Below are 17,905 nucleotides of genomic sequence, written 5' to 3'. Positions count from 1 at the left end.
TTACAAAGCCCTTTCTTTTGCATAATGAAGAATGCTTGAAACTACCTCTTCGATCGTCATACTTGTTGTGTCCAGTTCGATAGCATCTTCTGCTTTTCTTAGTGGAGCTACTTCCCTTTCACTGTCACGTTTATCTCTTAATGCAATCTCGCTTTTTAAAAGTTCGAAATCTGCTTCGAACCCTTTTGTTATATTTTCTTCATAGCGTCTGCGTGCTCTTTCTTCTACAGAAGCGATCAAGAAAATTTTAAGCTCCGCGTTAGGCATAACGTGTGTACCGATATCACGGCCATCCATGACTACTCCGCCAGATTCAGCTAGTAGCTGCTGTCTTTTTACCATTTCAGTTCGTACTTCTTGCTGTCTTGCAACAAAAGATACATTATTCGTTACTTCACTTGTTCTAATCTCTTCTGATACGTCTTTTCCGTCAAGAAGTACAGCTTGTCCACCATCGGTGATTACTAATTTAATATCTGTATCATTTAAAACGATTTCTAGTTCGCGTCCATCATTAAGGTTTGCTCCCTTTAGAAGAGCTTTATACGTTAGTGCCCTATACATAGCACCCGTGTCAATGTAAATGAAAGAAAGACGTTCAGCTACTTGCTTGGCTACCGTGCTTTTTCCTGCTCCAGCCGGTCCATCAATGGCGATCGATAATAATTTTTTCATGTTTCCTCCTACCCCATACCTATGACTATGCATACATAGCAATAAAAAAGCAGGTGAGTATCCCCTGCTTTTTTTCTGTGTATAAATCTGAATTCATCAGACTTAATCTATATGTATATTACCATACATGTTGTTTAACGGTCTATGGTTTCCAAAGTTGGTTGTTGGTCATTCTTGATGACTCCTTCGTAATAGATGCTTTTGTTTGTATATAACTTAAAGGAAGGAATCTCAAGCAAAAATTGCGCGGCAACTAGTAAAATAAAATGAACTACGGCTAGCTGAATCAATATTCGTTCAAATCGTTTCATAAGTACGTCACCTTCTTTTCGGGAGTATTTTTCCCAAAAAGAAAAACTCTATACACTTCTATAGACTCGCGCTCTCTTTTTTCTTCTGAAGCAGTTGCTGTTCGAAGCAGAATCGGATAATATACTGTCGGTCTCTTTGCGTAATTTCCCCGAATTTAAGTGAAGCTTTCTGCCGTCCGCCTGCTCCTCCATCAAATACTCTTAAAACTGTGCAGTCTAGGTCTAGATACAGTTTTTCTCCAGATTGCATAGGAAAAACCACAAGACAGTTCAACTGGTCTTCGTTCTTGACGGAATGAACAACCGGAAGAGAAAGAAGCATCCCTCCTGCACTTAGATCGAGAATAACAGAGTTAAAAGGTAAATAAGCATCATTTTGGTTAACAACCGACGTGTCTATCATCGTTTCTACCCTTACAAATTCTCTCCGCTGAATCTTATGTATCTCTTCTTCTTTCGGAGAAGTGATCATCAATACTGGAATATTTTCGATTTTTCTACCTAAAAGCTCTGTTCGAAATGTGTAGACGTTCCTCTCTTTATCTACAAAAGAGGCTTTAAACTGTGTTCCATCAAAAAAATATTCTGTGCGATTTGTTTTCTCGTTACTCGGATAATCAATGTAAAGATGACCCTCTTTTACATCGAACACTTTGCAGCGATATTTATCTTTTTTGTCCGAAAACAACGGCTCTAAATATAACGGTTCACCCACTGTAATCATCAAACTTCCCCCATACATTGCTTTCTTATCTTTCTACCTTATTATGACAGTTTCAAAATAAAAGAAAAAGCAAAATTTCAAGTTTCGAAATTTTGCTTTAATAAAAAGTTTTTGTAGTATCTGAAGTACTTGTAAGTAGTTGATTTCCACTCTGGGATACTCGCTTTCCGGGGGGCGTGCGGTGAGCCTTCTCGGCGCTCCGCACCCTTAGAAGTCTCACCTGTCTAGTTACAGTGACTAGCCCCTCGAGGTCAAAAGGTAAATGGATTTAAAGGCAAAGAGCGCCTTCCAATCCATTAACCTTTTGCTTGTCAGGGCTAAACGAGCCACTTTCACTTTTTCGACTGTCCCGCTCATCCCCCAGGAGTCTCGCACCCTCCGTTCCAATCAACTTGCCAAGGAGCCATAGATCAAAACATTTTTCTCGATAATCATTTTGTAGAAATGGAAGATATACTACTCTTTTAAATATCGTTGTAAGATGGCTCTGCTTCTTTAAGCTTTCTTACTTCTTCTTCGTTTCCGTTCTCTGCGTTTATGAAAACGCGGAATGTATCATTGCCTAGGATTCCTAGGAATTCGTAGCAATACACTTCTTCGTTAATATCGTTTCGAATCAATGCCTTGCTTGTTTCTTTTACTTGGAACTTAGGGTTAAGATTTGTTCTTGCTTCTTGTTCGGAAATCTTAAATGTTGGTGTTCTTTTGTCAACGTGTGCAAGTAGGAAGTCAGTGCCTTCATACCCCATGATGTCTCCGTTATCTAATGCTACCTTTACAGAAACGGTTTCAGGATAGATTCTTACACCGTTGTCGAGTCGAGCATAAGTGAACACTCCGATGTTATCGTATTGATCACTCGTTACCATCTCCATTTGACTTTCCATATGCTTTTTCAAAAAGTCATCGGCTTGAAGCATCGCTTCATTCAGTGAGATTTTTGCCTTCCCAACGTTACGATCGTAAAGGACGTAAAGTGGATATCCACCCTTTTTTGTAAGATCCATGTATGTTGTACCTTTTGTATCTGGGTTATATAACGTTAGCGAGTATGCGTCGTACTTTGCATCTTTTCCAGTGCTTTCTACTGTGATCTTCACGTTTTTCTTTAATTGGAAGAAATCGATCGCAATCTTTTTGGCTTCTTCTTTTGTGATCTTTTTACCTTTTAACTGACTAAGATCACGGTCTTTCATTTTTTCCATGTTGGATACTTCAGTTCCGAAATCTACGTCTGAATAGCCTTCTACTGATTTATCAACAGTCTTAAATCCGTCAATAATCGTATTGTCTTCTGGCTGTTTATTCGTAGCTAGTGCCATCTCAACATCCATCCAACGCAAGTTGTTCTTTTGAGCGAGTGATTCTGTTTTTCTTAATTCGTTTTGGATTTCAGTTGAGTTTGCATATAATTCTTTTAATGTATTATATTCTTTGTCACTAAGCGGATTCTTGTCTAGATCGCGTACTGCTGCTCGATAACTGAATTCGCCCATCTTTGTTAAAAATTCTTCTGTTTTATTAAATGGTAATAGCGTCAGAGGCAGTTGACCTACATCATTATGAGCTTCTGATGTTAGTCTCCATACTTGAGCCAATGCTGGAGATAGCTGATTACGTGTATTCATAGCGATTGTTTCGCCAATCTTGTCATGAAGAGAATCCATATGAAAGTTCAAGTCATGAAAAGCGCGTTGATAGTTGTTTTCTGCTTGAAGAAGTACAGCATTCTTTTCTTGATGTTCACTGTAGCCCCAATAGCCTGTTCCTGCTACTGCAACGAACAACAGTACAATTAGGATCGTGCGTATCATATCAGTTCACCCCTTTATTAGTTACAGAAAATGTGCTTTCCGATTTTTTTGATTTGAGGACGAGTCCATATCCAGCCTGATGTAGCTGTATCAGGGTTAAAATAATATTCAGCTTCTCCTGTTGGATCCCAGCCGTTCAATGCATCCATGACCGCTTTTTTCGCTTGTGCATTAGGCGTTAGATAGATCTGGCCATCCGCAACTGCTGTGAATGCTCCTGGTTCGAAGATTACACCAGAAACGGTGTTTGGAAATGAAGCACTATTTACGCGGTTGATAATAACTGCTGCTACTGCGACTTGACCGATATAAGGCTCACCACGAGATTCACCATAAACAGCATTAGCCATCAAATTCACATCGTTCTGGGAATAACCATTAGGAATATTTTTTGCCGGTTTAACTTGAGCAGCTTTTGCTTTAGGTTTCCCTGCTCCTTTTGCAGAGCCAGCTTTAGGTGTGCCACTTTTTGCAGTGCCGCCTTTAGCCGCGCCACTTTTTGCACTTTTCTTCTCACCGCCGTAATAAGAAAACTTCTTGCCGGTGTCAATCTGTCTATTTACCCAAGCTTTATCGTATTTAGAAGCTTTTGCTAACTTATTCTTTGTCGTACCACCTGCTAAACCATCAATCGGTAGACCGAACTCATATTGGAAGTTTCGTAATGCCCAATACGTTCTCCATCCAAAAACACCATCGATGTTCCCCGTGTAAAAACCTAAATATTGAAGCCTCGACTGAAGTTCAACTACATCTTCACCCGTTGCTCCCACTTGAACGACTTGGTTTGAAAATGCTTGTGCATTATTCTGACCAAATCCAGCTAAAAGCCCAAAACAAAGGGCGATTGCAAAAAATGCTCCCTTTATGTAAGCTGAATTTCTTTTCATGAGAAAGTAAGCCTCCTGTAATTTAATCTCCATTTTCGTGTTATACAGATATCATTTGTAATCTGTTTTTTTTTATTCAGCTTTCAAAGACTCATGGTTCACAATAAAGAAAACTTGGCTGACGCCAAGCTCTTCAAGTCTGCCTTAGTTGCGCTTATACTATCTACCTTAACTTGTTGCCACGTCGAATGACATCGTGCTAACAAGTTATATTTTTTGATAATAAAATAAAAGAAGACCGGTTAAATTCCGGTCTTCGCATCTGGATTTGTGTATGGAGTTATAGCCGTATTGGCGATTCTTACTTTCCGAAGAGCGAACCACCATAAGAAAATCATAAATGGGAACATATAAAAGAAAATATACTTTGTGCTGGATAACAACAAGAAATTGAACGTACCGTGTAAAACAACAGGTAAAAGGAGTGACAGTGTAAGGTAGATCTTTTTCCTTCTTCCTGTTGAAAACTTCCCTTTTCCTAAATAAAAGCCCATGATCACTCCGAACAAAGCATGACCACTTACAGGCAGAAGTGCTCGGACCAACGCTTCTTCAATCCCAAACGTATAGAGATAAAAGATGTTTTCTAAAGATGCAAATCCTAAAGACAACGCTGTTGCATACACGATACCATCATATGGCTCGTTGAACTCTTCGTGAAGGTAAGCTCCATAGAACACTAAGAACCATTTGAAGAACTCTTCTAATGTACCACTAACAAAAAAGGCCTCAACAAAGGAAGGTACGTTCATCTCTTCGGTAATTCCAAACTGAATAACCATGATTGGAAAGACGAGAAGTACGCCAAATATATATACTTTGACCACCAATGATAATGGTTCGGTCTCATATTTATCTTTTAGATAAAAAAAGGATAATAGAGCAATAGCCGGAGCCACCGCTGCAGAAATTACAGCTAGCATGTCCTGCCTCTTTTCTACTGTTTTTTTATATCGTAACATGATATTTTAAGAAGTGGAATAGCGAACACAAAGAATAAGGAGGGCGTTAATCTTGAAAAAGATATTATTGATTCATACTGGCGGCACGATCGCTATGGAAGAGAACAAATCCACAGGCGGCGTTAATACGAAGGAAACACACCCACTAGAGGCGACCCTCAGAGAACTGTCTGATCTAGCAGAAATAACGGTGAAAAATTATGTGAATCTGCCTTCTCCTCATATTACTCCTGCCCATATGCTGGAGTTAGCACAATTTATTACTACACAAAAGGATTCTGATCAATTCGATGGAATCGTCATCACTCACGGAACAGACACGCTGGAAGAAACGGCTTATGTATTAGATCTTGTATTGCAAACATCAATTCCAGTGATTGTCACGGGTGCAATGCGATCAAGTAACGAACACGGTTCAGATGGACCATACAACCTGATCTCATCTGTACGAGTTGCCTGTGAGGATCAATCGTTAGGCAAAGGAACTCTTGTTGTGTTTAACGACGAGATCCACGCTGCAAAAAATGTTACGAAGACTCACACGAGCAACATCGCGACATTCCAAAGTCCTCAATATGGACCGATCGGTATCGTAACAAAACGAGGAGTTCTGTTCCATCACACAACCATTCGTTCAGACTTCTTTCATGTAAAGAACTTTACAAAAAACGTCGTTTTACTTAAAGCATATGCAGGAATGGACGGTAATTTGATCCAAGCGGCAACTAATTCAGCAGATGGTGTTGTCATAGAAGCATTAGGTCAAGGAAACTTGCCTCCTGCAACAGTGCCTGCCATAAAAGAACTCATTGCTAAAGGAATACCTGTTGTACTCGTATCAAGATGTTTCAACGGAATCGCTCAAGACATCTACTCGTATGAAGGTGGAGGAAAGCACTTAAAAGAAATTGGCGCGATCTTCTCAAACGGTCTAAACGGACAAAAAGCACGATTAAAACTTATGATCGCCTTAGAAAATACTAGTGAACCTCATCAATTGCAACGACTTTTTCTGCAATAACGGAAATTCCCAGTAAAAAAATAGAGGTTTTAATTATTATAACAAATTCCAAGTTATACCATAAGGGGTATAAAGTCAGCTAATTTGAGAAAATCCAGTGATAATTCAAGATATATCGGACTTATTACGGCGAGTTTTTGCTCTATTCCGGCGAGTTTTACGCATATACCGGCGAGTCGGCAAAATAAGACAAAATTTACCGGCTTAATACCCCCATTCATTGTAAATTTAGACAAATAACATACAAAAAACCGATAACAAAACGTTATCGGTTCTTTTTTCGTTTCTCTATCGTTTCAGCGATCACTTCACCGTGAAACCTTCCATTCTCGATAAATATCTCATTTGCATTGTTACCTGCCGCAATTACACCTGCGATAAATAGACCTTCCACGTTTGTTTCCATCGTTTCTTCAGAAAAAGAAGGACGTCCAGTTTCTGTATCGATTCCCACACCCATTTTTGATAAGAACGAGTGGTCAGGGTGATAGCCTATCATGGCAAACACAGCATGAAACGGATGATACGTTTCAGATCCACTCTCTCCTTCAGTAACATACATACCCTCTTCTGTTATTCTATTTACACAGGCATTGAATGTCATCTTGATGCTGCCTGCCTTCACACATGCTTCAAATTCTGGGAGTACCCATGGTTTGATGCTCGGCGAATAAGAACTTCCTCTGTAAAAGACATGAGGACGAGCACCAGCTTTTTCCAGTTCTAAAGCTGCGTCGATTGCAGAATTTTTCCCGCCGATCACAGCAACATCGAGATCATAATAAGGATGACCTTCTTTAAAATAATGATGAACATGAGGCAGGTCTTCTCCTTCAATGTTCAATCGATTTGGGTTATCATAATACCCTGTTGCGATGATGACATATTTGGCATCATAACTTATCGTTTCATCTTTACGATTGGTTGTTTCGATCTTGAACGTTCCATCAGATTGTTTGGTGACCGATTTTGCTTTTTCAAACGTTCGAACTTGAAGGTTATTTCTTTTAACTACTTCACGATAGTACGTTAGCGCATGAATTCTTTTCGGTTTTCGTTGTTCATGAACGAAAGGAAAGTTTCCGATCTCAAGTTTTTCACTCGAGCTAAAAAATGTTTGATGCGTTGGATATTGATAGATGGTATTCACTACGTTTCCTTTTTCAATCACACAGTAAGAAATTCCTTTTTTCTGCAGTGCAAGAGCTGCTGACAATCCGCATGGCCCTCCACCAATAATACAAACGTCTATATTCACTTTTTTCACCACTCCAAAAAACACTGTTATTCATTTTCTTAGCATGCCAAAAAAAATCTCCTATCATCATATGATAGGAGATTTGGTATGAGTTTGCAAAAATTTAAATCCAGCCTCTGAAGCGTGATGCTTCAGCCATCTTACGAACACCAACCATATAAGCGGCTAGTCTCATGTTCACTTTTCTGTTCATGGCTGTTGTATAAACGGTCTCAAACGATTTTACCATTACTCGTTCAAGTTTTTCTTCTACTTCTTCTTCTGTCCAGTAATAACCTTGGTTGTTCTGTACCCACTCAAAATAAGATACAGTTACTCCACCAGCACTTGCTAATACGTCTGGAACTAAAAGGATTCCTCTTTCAGATAAGATTCTAGTCGCTTCAAGTGTAGTTGGTCCGTTCGCTGCTTCAACAACGATCGAAGCTTTGATCTGGTTTGCATTCTTTTCAGTAATTTGGTTCTCGATCGCTGCAGGTACTAAAATATCACAATCAAGCTCTAACAGTTCTTGATTTGTTATCGTATCTTTGAAAAGCTTTGTTACGGTTCCAAAGCTATCACGACGTTCAAGCAGATAATCGATGTCCAATCCTTCTGGATCATATAGACCACCATATGCATCCGAGATCGCGATTACTTTTGCACCAGCATCGTGCATGAATTTAGCAAGGAAGCTTCCGGCGTTACCGAAACCTTGTACGACTACTCGAGCACCTTCAAGCTGGATACCCTTTTTCACTGCTGCTTCACGGATACAGATCGTAACACCTTTAGCAGTTGCTGTTTCACGGCCATGAGATCCACCTAGTACAAGTGGTTTCCCTGTAATGAATCCAGGAGAATCAAACTCTCTGATTCTGCTGTACTCATCCATCATCCAAGCCATGATCTGCGAATTTGTAAATACGTCTGGAGCTGGAATATCTTTCGTCGGTCCAACTAGCTGGCTGATCGCTCTTACATAGCCACGGCTTAATCTTTCAAGTTCTCTGAAAGACATAGTACGCGGATCACAAATAATTCCGCCTTTTCCTCCACCGTACGGCAGATCAACAATACCTGCTTTTAAGCTCATCCAGATTGATAGCGCTTTTACTTCTGTTTCTGATACATTCGGATGAAAACGAACGCCGCCCTTGGTTGGACCAACAGCATCATTATGCTGGGCACGATATCCTGTAAAAATCTTTGTACTTCCATCATCCATCTTGACCGGAATTCGAACGGTCAACATACGAATCGGTTCTTTTAATAACTCATAAACTTCGGAAGAGTATCCTAATTTATCGAGCGCATCCGCGATTACGGATTGCGTGGATTGGAGTACATTGTCATTTTCATGATGATTGTCGGATTTTTGGTCTGTGTTATTTTGGGCTGTCATTTGTTTACCTCCCATATTCGTCACCTCTAGAGTTTAGTCAAGCTTCATCGTCAGTATACACCTTTGTATAAGCAAAGAGAAGAGAAAATTAGTGATTTTCGCCTAAAAAGTAAACGCTTTCTTAAGTCACGGACTGTTGAGAAAATAGCTAATTTTCTGCCAATATACCTATTGTGCTTGTCCACTGCTTATATGATGTAATCCCCACCTCATTACAGAGGTGGAGAACACACTAATTTTTCTTCAATCATATTTTTCTTTATTACTTTTTAAAAGATAGCTCGATTAACTTTTCAATCATTGTAGGATAGTCCATTCCAATCTCTTTCGCTGCATCAGGGAACAGGCTAGTCGGTGTCATGCCTGGTAACGTGTTTACTTCCAAGATAACTGGTTCTGAACCATCGTGTGGAACGATAAAATCAACTCGCGAATACACTTCACAGCCTAAAACTTCATGAGCACGGACTGCTTGTTCTTGTAGCTTAGCCGTTGTACTCTCATCAATTCTTGCAGGAACATAGTGGATACTTCCACCTTCTGCGTACTTAGACTCATAGTCATAAAAAGCATTCTTAGGCTCGATCTCGACCACAGGAAGGGCTTTATAGTTGTTATGTTCCCCCATCACAGCTACGGTAACCTCTTTCCCGCTTACGAATTGTTCAACGAGAATCGTATCGTCATGCAGGAATGCTTCAGCGATTCCTTTTAATAGTTCATCATGATTTTGAGCGATAGTAAGGCCGATTGTTGATCCTTCTCTATTCGGCTTTACTACTGCTGGAAAATCAAAAGAGAGTTCCAACTGCTTCTCATCATAAGACTTTCTGTAAAGAACTTTTTCTTTTGCTATATTGATGTTTGCGTCTTTAAAGAACTGTTTGGATTTAGCCTTATCCATAGCGATTCCTGATGCTAGAGCACCTGAACCTACGTAAGGAATTTCCATCATATCTAAAAGACCTTGTAACCTTCCATCTTCTCCATACTTTCCATGAAGTCCTAGAAATACAACGTCAGCTTCAAGTTCTAACAAATCTTTAAGTCGAGAAGGATGAAAGTCAATTCCTGTTACTTCATGACCTTTGCTTTCAAGCGCAGAGATGATCTGCTTTCCTGTTGATAAGGATACTTCTCTCTCAGCAGAAACACCGCCATATAATACTGCTATTTTCATCTTCTTGGTCACTCCTAGCCCAAAAGTTTATGTATATATTATATTCCCTGCCGTCAAATCGGTTCAGTGGATGTAAAAAATATTAATAATCATAACACGTTTTGTCTCTAAATTCACAATGATATATACATGACAATTTCTTTTCTGTTCAATCTTTTACTTATGAAGTGTTGCACTGTAAGAGTAGTTGATTTCCGTTCCATTGCTCGCTTTCCGTGGGGCAGGCGGTGAGTCACATTGGTAAGTTTCACTTTAAGTGTCTCATCTTTCTAGTTACAGTGGCTAGCCCCTCGAGGTCAAAAGCTAAATGATCCAGAAGGCAAAGTGCGCCTTCCTTGCTCATTCACCTTTTGCTTGTCGGGGCTGAACGAGCCACTTCCACTTTTTCGAACTGCCCGCCTGTCCTATAGCAGTCTCCCATCTTGTACTACAATCAACTTTCATGGGATACAAGAATTTAAAAGAGACAATCTCTAAAAAAACCGCTTAGAAAAGTGTCTTTTCCAAATAAATAAGGACGCAAAAATTTGCGCCCCTCTCTTTTGCAGTTACTTAAAATACCGATACAGTTCGCTTATTGCATCGGACTTCATTAATTCTTTTCCATACTCAATAACTCGATAGCTCGTAATCGTCGAGGAGCTTCCAAACTCAGCTAGAAGAGCAATGAACAGATCAAGGTCTACTGGCTGGACCTCATCTTCTTCAAACTTTAAGTAGAAGTGATTATTAAACGAATACAGAGTACCACCTTTAATCTCTAGAGAATGAAGGCGTTTTGCAAGTAGAATAACGTCTTCGAAAGACGAAAATTCATAGAAAATCTCATCGTTCTCATCTAACGTGACTTGCATTTCTATATAATCTTCATCATATTCTTCTTCTAGTTCATACTCGTTTATTCCTTTTGTAACAATTACGACCATACCTTGAGCTGGAAGTGAAAAAACTTCAACCGCGATAGGACCATCAGCTTTAAATCCTACTTCATCATCAGCTTCAGTCATCATGTCACGGAAGAGCTGATGTACTTTAGGAATATCCTGCCATATTTCTTCCTTAGAAATACCACGTTCATTCAGATCATCAAAAGTTAGGAAGATTTTTATTTTGTTATAGGTTAACCGTTCTACCCGCATCTCTGGTCCCCCTTACGATCGGCGCTATTATGTCTTAATATCAATATATGAGTTTGCAAAAAGTTGGTGATAAACATCCAACAAAATATAAAACCTAGGCTATTAATTTTTCAGCTTCTGAGCAATCCAGTCGTCCCATTCTAACTTCGTATTTCCAATTAAGAATGATTCGTACTTCTCTTGCGTTTCTGAAGAGATATGATTGATCGCAGCACCTCCAACACCAAATGCGGTATTCGGAAATTCTTTCTTCAGGCTGTTTGCCCACTCCAAGGTTTTCTTAGAGTTCTCAGCGATCGTACATGAGAAAAATACCATCTTAGGTTCTACTTCTTTCATCACAACCTCAAAGTCTCGTTTTGGTATTCCATGTCCTAAGTATATAACTTCAAATCCTTTTCTTCTTAAGAACAGTGTAAACATCAGAAGCCCTAGTTCATGCTCTTCATCTAATCCGCACGCAGCAATAACCTTTGGTAAATATGGATCAGAAGGAAGCCATTGAATGAGTTGTCCAATCTTACTACGTAAAAAGGATGAAGTAAAATGTTCGTGCGCAACAGTAATTTTTTGTTCTTCCCAAAGGTGTCCTACGCGTACTAATAATGTACCCAAAATATCAATAATGACTTTTTCCAAATTATACATACTGAAAGCTTGGCTCAAAAGATCATTTGCTTTCCTCTCCTGAAAGGATAAAAGAGCATCTAGAATCAAATTACCCATTTCTGCTGCACGATCTGTATTTTCAATTGTAAAAGGAGCTACTTCTTTATAAAGTTCCCCATTTTGGGCAACATCAACCGCTTGACTGATCGTAAAACCTTGATTCACTTTATTTACTAGCCATTTTAGTATGTAAACTTGCTCGTCGGTGTAAAGTCGGTGGCCAGCTTCATTTCTGTTTGGCTTTACTATTGAATAGCGTCTTTCCCAAGCTCTTAAAGTTCCTGCTTGAATGCCGAGCATCTTCGAAACCGCTTTAATGTTATATTTCCCTTCACTAGGCATCCGTTCTTCCTCCAATAAATAGGTTAAGAAGAGTATATCGAATAAAACGTTGTAATGTAAACTTTTTACCGTGTTAAGGTTATCAAATGGGTTTGACTAGGTGCACCTAATCGTAAAGGTAGATGTGTAGCTCCATAGCCGTTGCTCACTAATAAGGTATGTGTTAACTCTTCATACCAGCCGCCTCTTTTTGCTATACCGAACGGTCCAACACGGATTTGTCCTCCATGAGTGTGCCCCGTTAAAACAAGCTGGATGTTATCTTCACCGTTGATGTGTTTTGAAATATCAGGATTATGACTAATTAATATCCTGCAAGAAGTCTGGCATTCTTTAAGTGCATCTTTTAATGAGGCAAAACCTAAGGATGTATCATTTACTCCAACCAATTCGATAACATCATTATTTCGTTTTATACAGACGTTCGTATTGTCTAATATCTTTGCACCTTCATTTTGGATCGTGAAAGCTAACTGTTTCGTGTCAACATCGTAATCATTGTTCCCCCATACAAAGAAGACAGGTCCAATCGTTGAAAGGCGCTTGATATTATCTTCTACCTTCTTCATTGGAACTCCTTTTTCAACAAGGTCACCACCGATTACAACGAGATCAGCTTTCCCTGATTCTTTGATAATTTTCTCAGATATTTCACGCTTATGAACATCTGAAATAAAAAAGATCTTAAAATTTTCAAATGACTTTGGCAGTTTTGCAATCTTGATGGAATCGTGAATGACACGATTTCGATGCGCTTCAATATACATATATAATAATAGCGTTGTACCAGCTAAAATGACTAAATATAAAAAGATCATTGTGCCCTCCTGATATGAATGTAAATGATCATATCATATTTTCTTTAAGCATCCTAAGGAGAATGGATTCACTGTTAATTTTTTGAATATTTAAAAAGATCGGTTGAAAAAAATGTAAATTTCACGTATGATTAATTTACATGATTAACCAAACTAAGAGGAGAGGAAAAACATCATGACATTAACTAAATTGAAGAATAAATCTCTCGTGACAGACCTGGAGCTGTCTTATAGCATGCGACTCGGCCTTCCTATAGAAGTGTATTGCATGGAAAAACACGAAACGCTTGCATTCGGAAGAATCGATCATTTTTGTGAAATGACCGTCGTTATCCAAGGTCAGCGCCACGATCGAGATTCTTGTTTATTTTTTGGCTGCCCCTGTCAATAAATCTCTTTATTTGTGAAGAATATTTATATTATATTCATGTTTCATAAATTCAAAAACGACGTGCCTCTGGTTCCATTGTTCCTCATCACTCCACCATTCTTCGTTTCGATCTATAAAATCTTTTCTGATCGCTTCAAAATCATCATCAGCTTTTTTGTACTTCTTTTTCATCCAGATCATATAAAAGCTCGCAAAAATTATAAAACCTGTACAGATCCATACCATTTCATCAGAGAATAACAATGTTAATGGATTTGAATATCTAGAGGCTGTTGGAAGCTTATAGTAGTAAAGGTAGACGAAGGTTGCTAGTACAACAAAAATCATCGATAATCCCCATTGGTTGATGGCTTTTTTCCACTTGTCTTTTTCAGCTTTTTTATCAACAAGCTGTGCTAACACTATACTTGTCAATTCATTTACAAAGGGCTTTATCTTCCAGTGATTCAGTGCATTCATTCGCATAACCTCCTGTACACATTACTATGCCTATACAAGCAGATTCATGCTTTTTAATAATTGATAGTCCGTGTAACAAGCCCTTCGTTTCAATCTTGAGCAGACGATAAAAAAACACCAACAAACGTTTTAAGGGAATGGAATAAAAGAATACTTGCAATCAAAAAAAGACCGTCTGGACATACATAACCAGGCGGTCTTTATTCCTCAATCTCTACTTGTTCAACACCTTCTCGATCTTCACTTTGTACAGGAATATAAAGATCTTTTGACCACAGTTTATAAGTAACTGTTATTCCAATCAAAAGAATAAAAGCAGCTAAGAGTAATCGAGTAACTAAAAAAGTTGTATTTCTCTTTTCTTTTTTAGCGTTTTTTTGTTTTCTTTCGTTTTCTCTCTTTTTACCATGCACTTCTGTTCTTGAAGGCAAAGAATGAACATGTTGTACAGCAGCAGTTGTATGATCCGCTGTTCTATTTCTCAAACGCTCCGCCTGATCATTCTTCATCTAGATCCACACTCCTACTCTCGCCGTCAATAATATTGTTGTTGTTCTTGTTTTGTTTAGCTATCCAGCATCCAGAAATAAAATCGATCAAGAAATGAGCGATGAAAGGGACCCATATGTTATCTGTCATCTCATAGATCATACCTAGCCAAAAGCTTAAGCCACATACGATACTAAATAGGACTGGTTTTTTTATATAACGAACGTGCAGGACAGCGAAAATAATACTCGTTATAAATAGACCTAAAAGTGATAGAAGGACTCCGCGAAAGAGCCACTCTTCAGCAAAAGCAATTATGCCTGTTAGAAAAAAGATATGAATGTATGAGAGTGAACCAAAAATCTTTTCGTTGATTCCGCCATCATCTAGCGATTCTTCCGGTAACCTCTTTTTTAACTGAATTGATAAAAAAGGAAGGAACAATCCCGTACTTATCGCAAGCAGCCATTCGTTTATCGAAAGGTCAATGTCATGCAAAACCCATGGAAATGAAACGTTAAAGAAGAATGCAAGTCCTAACGCCGCTAACATAAACAAGCTTTGCGAAAAATAGACGTTTAACAAAAGTTCTCTCGGTGTGATCTGGTCGATCCAATTGTTCTTCACAGAATTCCTCATCCTTTAGTTGTACACTTCCTGTCTTAAAAGTCGTTTTAGTTCATCTTTCCATAATCCATAAGAAGTGTTGCGTGATGCTTGCTTTCCATAAAAGTTTGAAAGGTCTGTTCCACAATGACCACAGCACATTGAATGTTGTTCAGGTCCGGATTCTCCGAAATATCTCAGCAATCCGCTTCGTTTACACTCATTACTTGTTGCCCACTTTTCAATCGCCATCAATGCATCTATTTTATCAGCTTTTCTATTCTCAATCGTGAATTTTATTGTCGAGATCAGCACATTTTTTTCCTCAACATCTACATCTAGATTTCGTTTATCTAGAACATCTGCTTTTTTCAAGTGATATTCCATGAATCTTTGACCTGTTTCAGATAAACCAACAAGTTTCAGATTTTCTCTGTAGGTATTCTCTTTTAACTGTTCATGATCGGAAAACAAATAATCAATTTGTACTTGATCAGGCAGTTCTTGATCAATAAAATGGTACGGTATCTCAAGATCAGCAGGATGATACAAGAGGACAGCTGCAGAAGGTTTCAAGTCTCTGCCCGCTCTTCCTATTTCTTGAACATATCCTTCAATGGTAGAGGGTGTGTGAAAATGAATGACAAATCTGATGTCCGATTTATTTATTCCCATTCCAAAAGCATTCGTACAAACAATAATGTTCAGCTGTGATTCAAGATATTGTTTTTGTACAAGAAGTCTCTCATCCGCATTCATGCCACCATGATAATAAGCGATCCCTTCTATTTCATGATCTTGAAATTTTTTCACTAGCCGTTCTGCCGCATTCCTGGTATTCGTATAGATGATGCCCGGACCCTTAAGCTGTTGAACCAGCTTGATTGCTCGCTCCACTTTCTGATCATGTTCGTCAAAGCGTTCAACAAAGATAGATATGTTCGGACGGTTCACACTATGAATATGTACTTTTGCAGTCTTCATGTCTAGATGATGAAGGATATCAGCTTGTACTTTTTTTGTTGCCGTTGCTGTTAATGCAAGACAAAGCGGATTTCCCATCGCTTTTTTCATATTTGCTAACTCCAAATAATAAGGACGAAATTCATGACCCCATTGTGAGATGCAATGAGCTTCATCAACTACGAATAACGACCAACTAACTGACAGCAGAATAGAACGAATGTATGAGTTTTGGAGGATTTCAGGACTCACAAACACAAACTGATAATCTTGTATTCTTTTTAGGATGATTTGTTTCTCACCCTGATCTAAAAAGCTGTTAAGCGCGACCGTTCTCTTGAATCCAGCTTGTTTGAACTGATCTACTTGATCTTCCATCAAAGATACCAATGGAGAAACGATAAGTGCTCTTCCTTTCAATAGATGTGCAGTCATCTGATAGATTAATGTTTTTCCCGTACCAGTCGGCAGCATACCTAACACATCATCTCCTGAAAGCAGGTCAGTAATAATTTCTTTTTGACCAGATCTAAACGTTGAAAATCCATATAATTCTCTAAGTGCTTCTTCCGGTTGCATGTTTACCACCCTCTTTTGCAAGTACTAGCCTAATCTGAAAATAGGACAGATGTGGAAAGGCATCTTTAAATGGGCGAAGCTTCGTTTCATTCGTTTTCCTGTAATAGTTTTTCACCTTCAAAAATTCTTGTTCATCAATGTAAGGGATCATAGAAAAATTTGGAACTTCTCTTGCGATCTCGACAAGATGATCTTCTAGTGTGCTGATCTTAAGATTTCTAACGCTCATGATTTCCTCTATTGATTTATTGTTATTTAACATTTTATAAGTTATCGATGCTGAATTCGTTAATGCTGGAGCTTCTGCATACGAACCTATTAAAGAGTACAGCATAGGAAAATCAATCTTTTCTGAGGTTACTTTTTGTATGAGAGAATGCAAGACCGCCCTGAAACGAAGGACAGTCTCTTGTAGACTTATTCCTTCAACCCTGGATATCTGCTCAAATGTACTGCCGATTCTATTGTAACCAGACAGTTTCTTAACAAATAGATCCGCTGACACCTTATCATGTTCAAACAGTATCTGTGATACTTCAGAATAGAGTTCTGCCGCTTGATCCTTTCTTTCCAAATCTGACTTAGGAAAAACAGATTTAACTTTTTGAATTACTGAGAAATCTCTTACTACTGGTGAATAATTGAAATTCCCATAAAGCGAATTGGAAAGAGATTGTACATATAACGTAATTACTTGCCAACAGGAAGTCTCTATTGAGGCATACTTTAGTCCGTTTAAATGCTTTAGGTATGATAATCTATCATTCTCACACTTAAGAAATTCTTCACCTTTTTCAGTAAGGATATAAACATGGTCTTCTAAAGCGTGCATATACTTTTCTTTTATTAAGCTATGAATGGTTTCAGTAAACGTTTCATGTGCCATGCCCTTAAAAGCGGCATAATATCGTTCAATACCGAACCATTGACTGTCAGACAATGATTGCGCCGTTTTCTTTCCTGTAACCATATAATAGACGCCTGAGCTTTTTCTGCTACCGTTCACTTTTTGAAAGATATCTAATAATGCAACATGACAAATATCTATAATAAATCACCACACTTTATCATATAATCTATCTTATCAGATTTAAGGAAATTTAAGCGTAAAAGTGTTATATTAAGAGGAAGATTGGGAATAAAAGATATGACGAGGTCCTAATTTTCTATTGAAATGTAGAGGGATACTTATTACAATATGATTAGTAGACCCTTAATTTAAAATGGT

18 protein-coding genes are annotated in these 17,905 nt (G+C 38.4%); 1 reads left to right on the top strand and 17 read right to left on the bottom strand.

Features of this window, described 5'->3' with window-relative positions:
• From cmk to prsW, 6 genes are all read right to left on the bottom strand, one after another.
• Window positions 1–675 (bottom strand): (d)CMP kinase, encoded by a 675-nt coding sequence (gene cmk, locus ACOZ9X_RS06310; protein ID WP_144699348.1) that lies wholly within the window; start codon window positions 673–675, stop codon window positions 1–3.
• A 134-nt stretch (window positions 676–809) separates the two neighbouring features.
• Window positions 810–986, bottom strand: a complete 177-nt coding sequence (locus ACOZ9X_RS06305) for a DUF5359 family protein (protein ID WP_171005421.1) — start codon at window positions 984–986, stop codon at window positions 810–812.
• Between the two features lie 58 nt (window positions 987–1,044).
• Window positions 1,045–1,710 (bottom strand): flagellar brake protein, encoded by a 666-nt coding sequence (locus ACOZ9X_RS06300; RefSeq protein ID WP_423417429.1) that lies wholly within the window; start codon window positions 1,708–1,710, stop codon window positions 1,045–1,047.
• Between the two features lie 464 nt (window positions 1,711–2,174).
• Complete coding sequence (ypeB, locus tag ACOZ9X_RS06295; RefSeq protein ID WP_423417428.1) at window positions 2,175–3,524, bottom strand: germination protein YpeB; 1,350 nt, start codon at window positions 3,522–3,524, stop codon at window positions 2,175–2,177.
• 17 nt (window positions 3,525–3,541) lie between these two features.
• Window positions 3,542–4,414 carry a spore cortex-lytic enzyme gene (gene sleB, locus ACOZ9X_RS06290; RefSeq protein WP_423417427.1) on the bottom strand — a complete coding sequence of 291 codons (873 nt, stop codon included), beginning with the start codon at window positions 4,412–4,414 and terminating at the stop codon, window positions 3,542–3,544.
• A 242-nt stretch (window positions 4,415–4,656) separates the two neighbouring features.
• A complete protein-coding gene (gene prsW / locus ACOZ9X_RS06285; RefSeq protein ID WP_423417426.1) occupies window positions 4,657–5,337 on the bottom strand; it encodes a glutamic-type intramembrane protease PrsW in 681 nt (226 codons plus the stop codon).
• Between the two features lie 91 nt (window positions 5,338–5,428).
• Here prsW and ACOZ9X_RS06280 point away from each other — a divergent pair, with 91 nt between their 5' ends.
• Complete coding sequence (locus tag ACOZ9X_RS06280; RefSeq protein ID WP_423417425.1) at window positions 5,429–6,397, top strand: asparaginase; 969 nt, start codon at window positions 5,429–5,431, stop codon at window positions 6,395–6,397.
• A gap of 265 nt (window positions 6,398–6,662) precedes the next feature.
• Here ACOZ9X_RS06280 and ACOZ9X_RS06275 read toward each other — a convergent pair whose 3' ends face one another.
• From ACOZ9X_RS06275 to ACOZ9X_RS06225, 11 genes are all read right to left on the bottom strand, one after another.
• The gene (locus ACOZ9X_RS06275) at window positions 6,663–7,655 is read right to left on the bottom strand and encodes a YpdA family putative bacillithiol disulfide reductase (protein WP_423417424.1); all 993 of its coding nucleotides are present in this window, start codon (window positions 7,653–7,655) and stop codon (window positions 6,663–6,665) included.
• Between the two features lie 103 nt (window positions 7,656–7,758).
• Window positions 7,759–9,042 carry a Glu/Leu/Phe/Val family dehydrogenase gene (locus ACOZ9X_RS06270; protein WP_066395738.1) on the bottom strand — a complete coding sequence of 428 codons (1,284 nt, stop codon included), beginning with the start codon at window positions 9,040–9,042 and terminating at the stop codon, window positions 7,759–7,761.
• 262 nt (window positions 9,043–9,304) lie between these two features.
• Entirely contained in the window at window positions 9,305–10,222 is a 918-nt protein-coding gene (locus ACOZ9X_RS06265) for a D-alanine--D-alanine ligase family protein (RefSeq protein ID WP_423417423.1), read from the bottom strand.
• A 548-nt stretch (window positions 10,223–10,770) separates the two neighbouring features.
• Window positions 10,771–11,361, bottom strand: a complete 591-nt coding sequence (locus ACOZ9X_RS06260) for a genetic competence negative regulator (protein ID WP_144699332.1) — start codon at window positions 11,359–11,361, stop codon at window positions 10,771–10,773.
• A 102-nt stretch (window positions 11,362–11,463) separates the two neighbouring features.
• Complete coding sequence (locus ACOZ9X_RS06255) at window positions 11,464–12,372, bottom strand: MerR family transcriptional regulator (protein WP_423417422.1); 909 nt, start codon at window positions 12,370–12,372, stop codon at window positions 11,464–11,466.
• A gap of 65 nt (window positions 12,373–12,437) precedes the next feature.
• Window positions 12,438–13,190, bottom strand: coding sequence for a metallophosphoesterase (locus ACOZ9X_RS06250; protein WP_423417421.1), 753 nt, complete (start codon window positions 13,188–13,190; stop codon window positions 12,438–12,440).
• A 397-nt stretch (window positions 13,191–13,587) separates the two neighbouring features.
• Entirely contained in the window at window positions 13,588–14,040 is a 453-nt protein-coding gene (locus tag ACOZ9X_RS06245) for a DUF2663 family protein (RefSeq protein ID WP_423417420.1), read from the bottom strand.
• A gap of 200 nt (window positions 14,041–14,240) precedes the next feature.
• On the bottom strand, window positions 14,241–14,549 hold the full coding sequence (locus ACOZ9X_RS06240) for a hypothetical protein (RefSeq protein ID WP_423417419.1): 309 nt from the start codon (window positions 14,547–14,549) through the stop codon (window positions 14,241–14,243).
• Window positions 14,539–15,156 (bottom strand): lysostaphin resistance A-like protein, encoded by a 618-nt coding sequence (locus tag ACOZ9X_RS06235; RefSeq protein WP_423417418.1) that lies wholly within the window; start codon window positions 15,154–15,156, stop codon window positions 14,539–14,541. Before ACOZ9X_RS06235 ends, ACOZ9X_RS06240 begins: the two co-directional genes overlap by 11 nt.
• Before the next feature lie 15 nt (window positions 15,157–15,171).
• On the bottom strand, window positions 15,172–16,677 hold the full coding sequence (locus ACOZ9X_RS06230) for a RecQ family ATP-dependent DNA helicase (protein WP_423417417.1): 1,506 nt from the start codon (window positions 16,675–16,677) through the stop codon (window positions 15,172–15,174).
• Window positions 16,655–17,647 carry a helix-turn-helix domain-containing protein gene (locus tag ACOZ9X_RS06225; RefSeq protein ID WP_423417416.1) on the bottom strand — a complete coding sequence of 331 codons (993 nt, stop codon included), beginning with the start codon at window positions 17,645–17,647 and terminating at the stop codon, window positions 16,655–16,657. The genes ACOZ9X_RS06230 and ACOZ9X_RS06225 overlap by 23 nt, the downstream gene beginning before the upstream one ends.
• Window positions 17,648–17,905: the final 258 nt, after the last annotated feature.

The sequence above is a fragment of the Fictibacillus nanhaiensis genome, from assembly GCF_049537595.1.
In the GTDB taxonomy this organism is placed as follows: Bacteria; Bacillota; Bacilli; order Bacillales; family Fictibacillaceae; genus Fictibacillus; species Fictibacillus nanhaiensis_F.
This window is presented reverse-complemented; position numbering and strand designations above follow the sequence as displayed.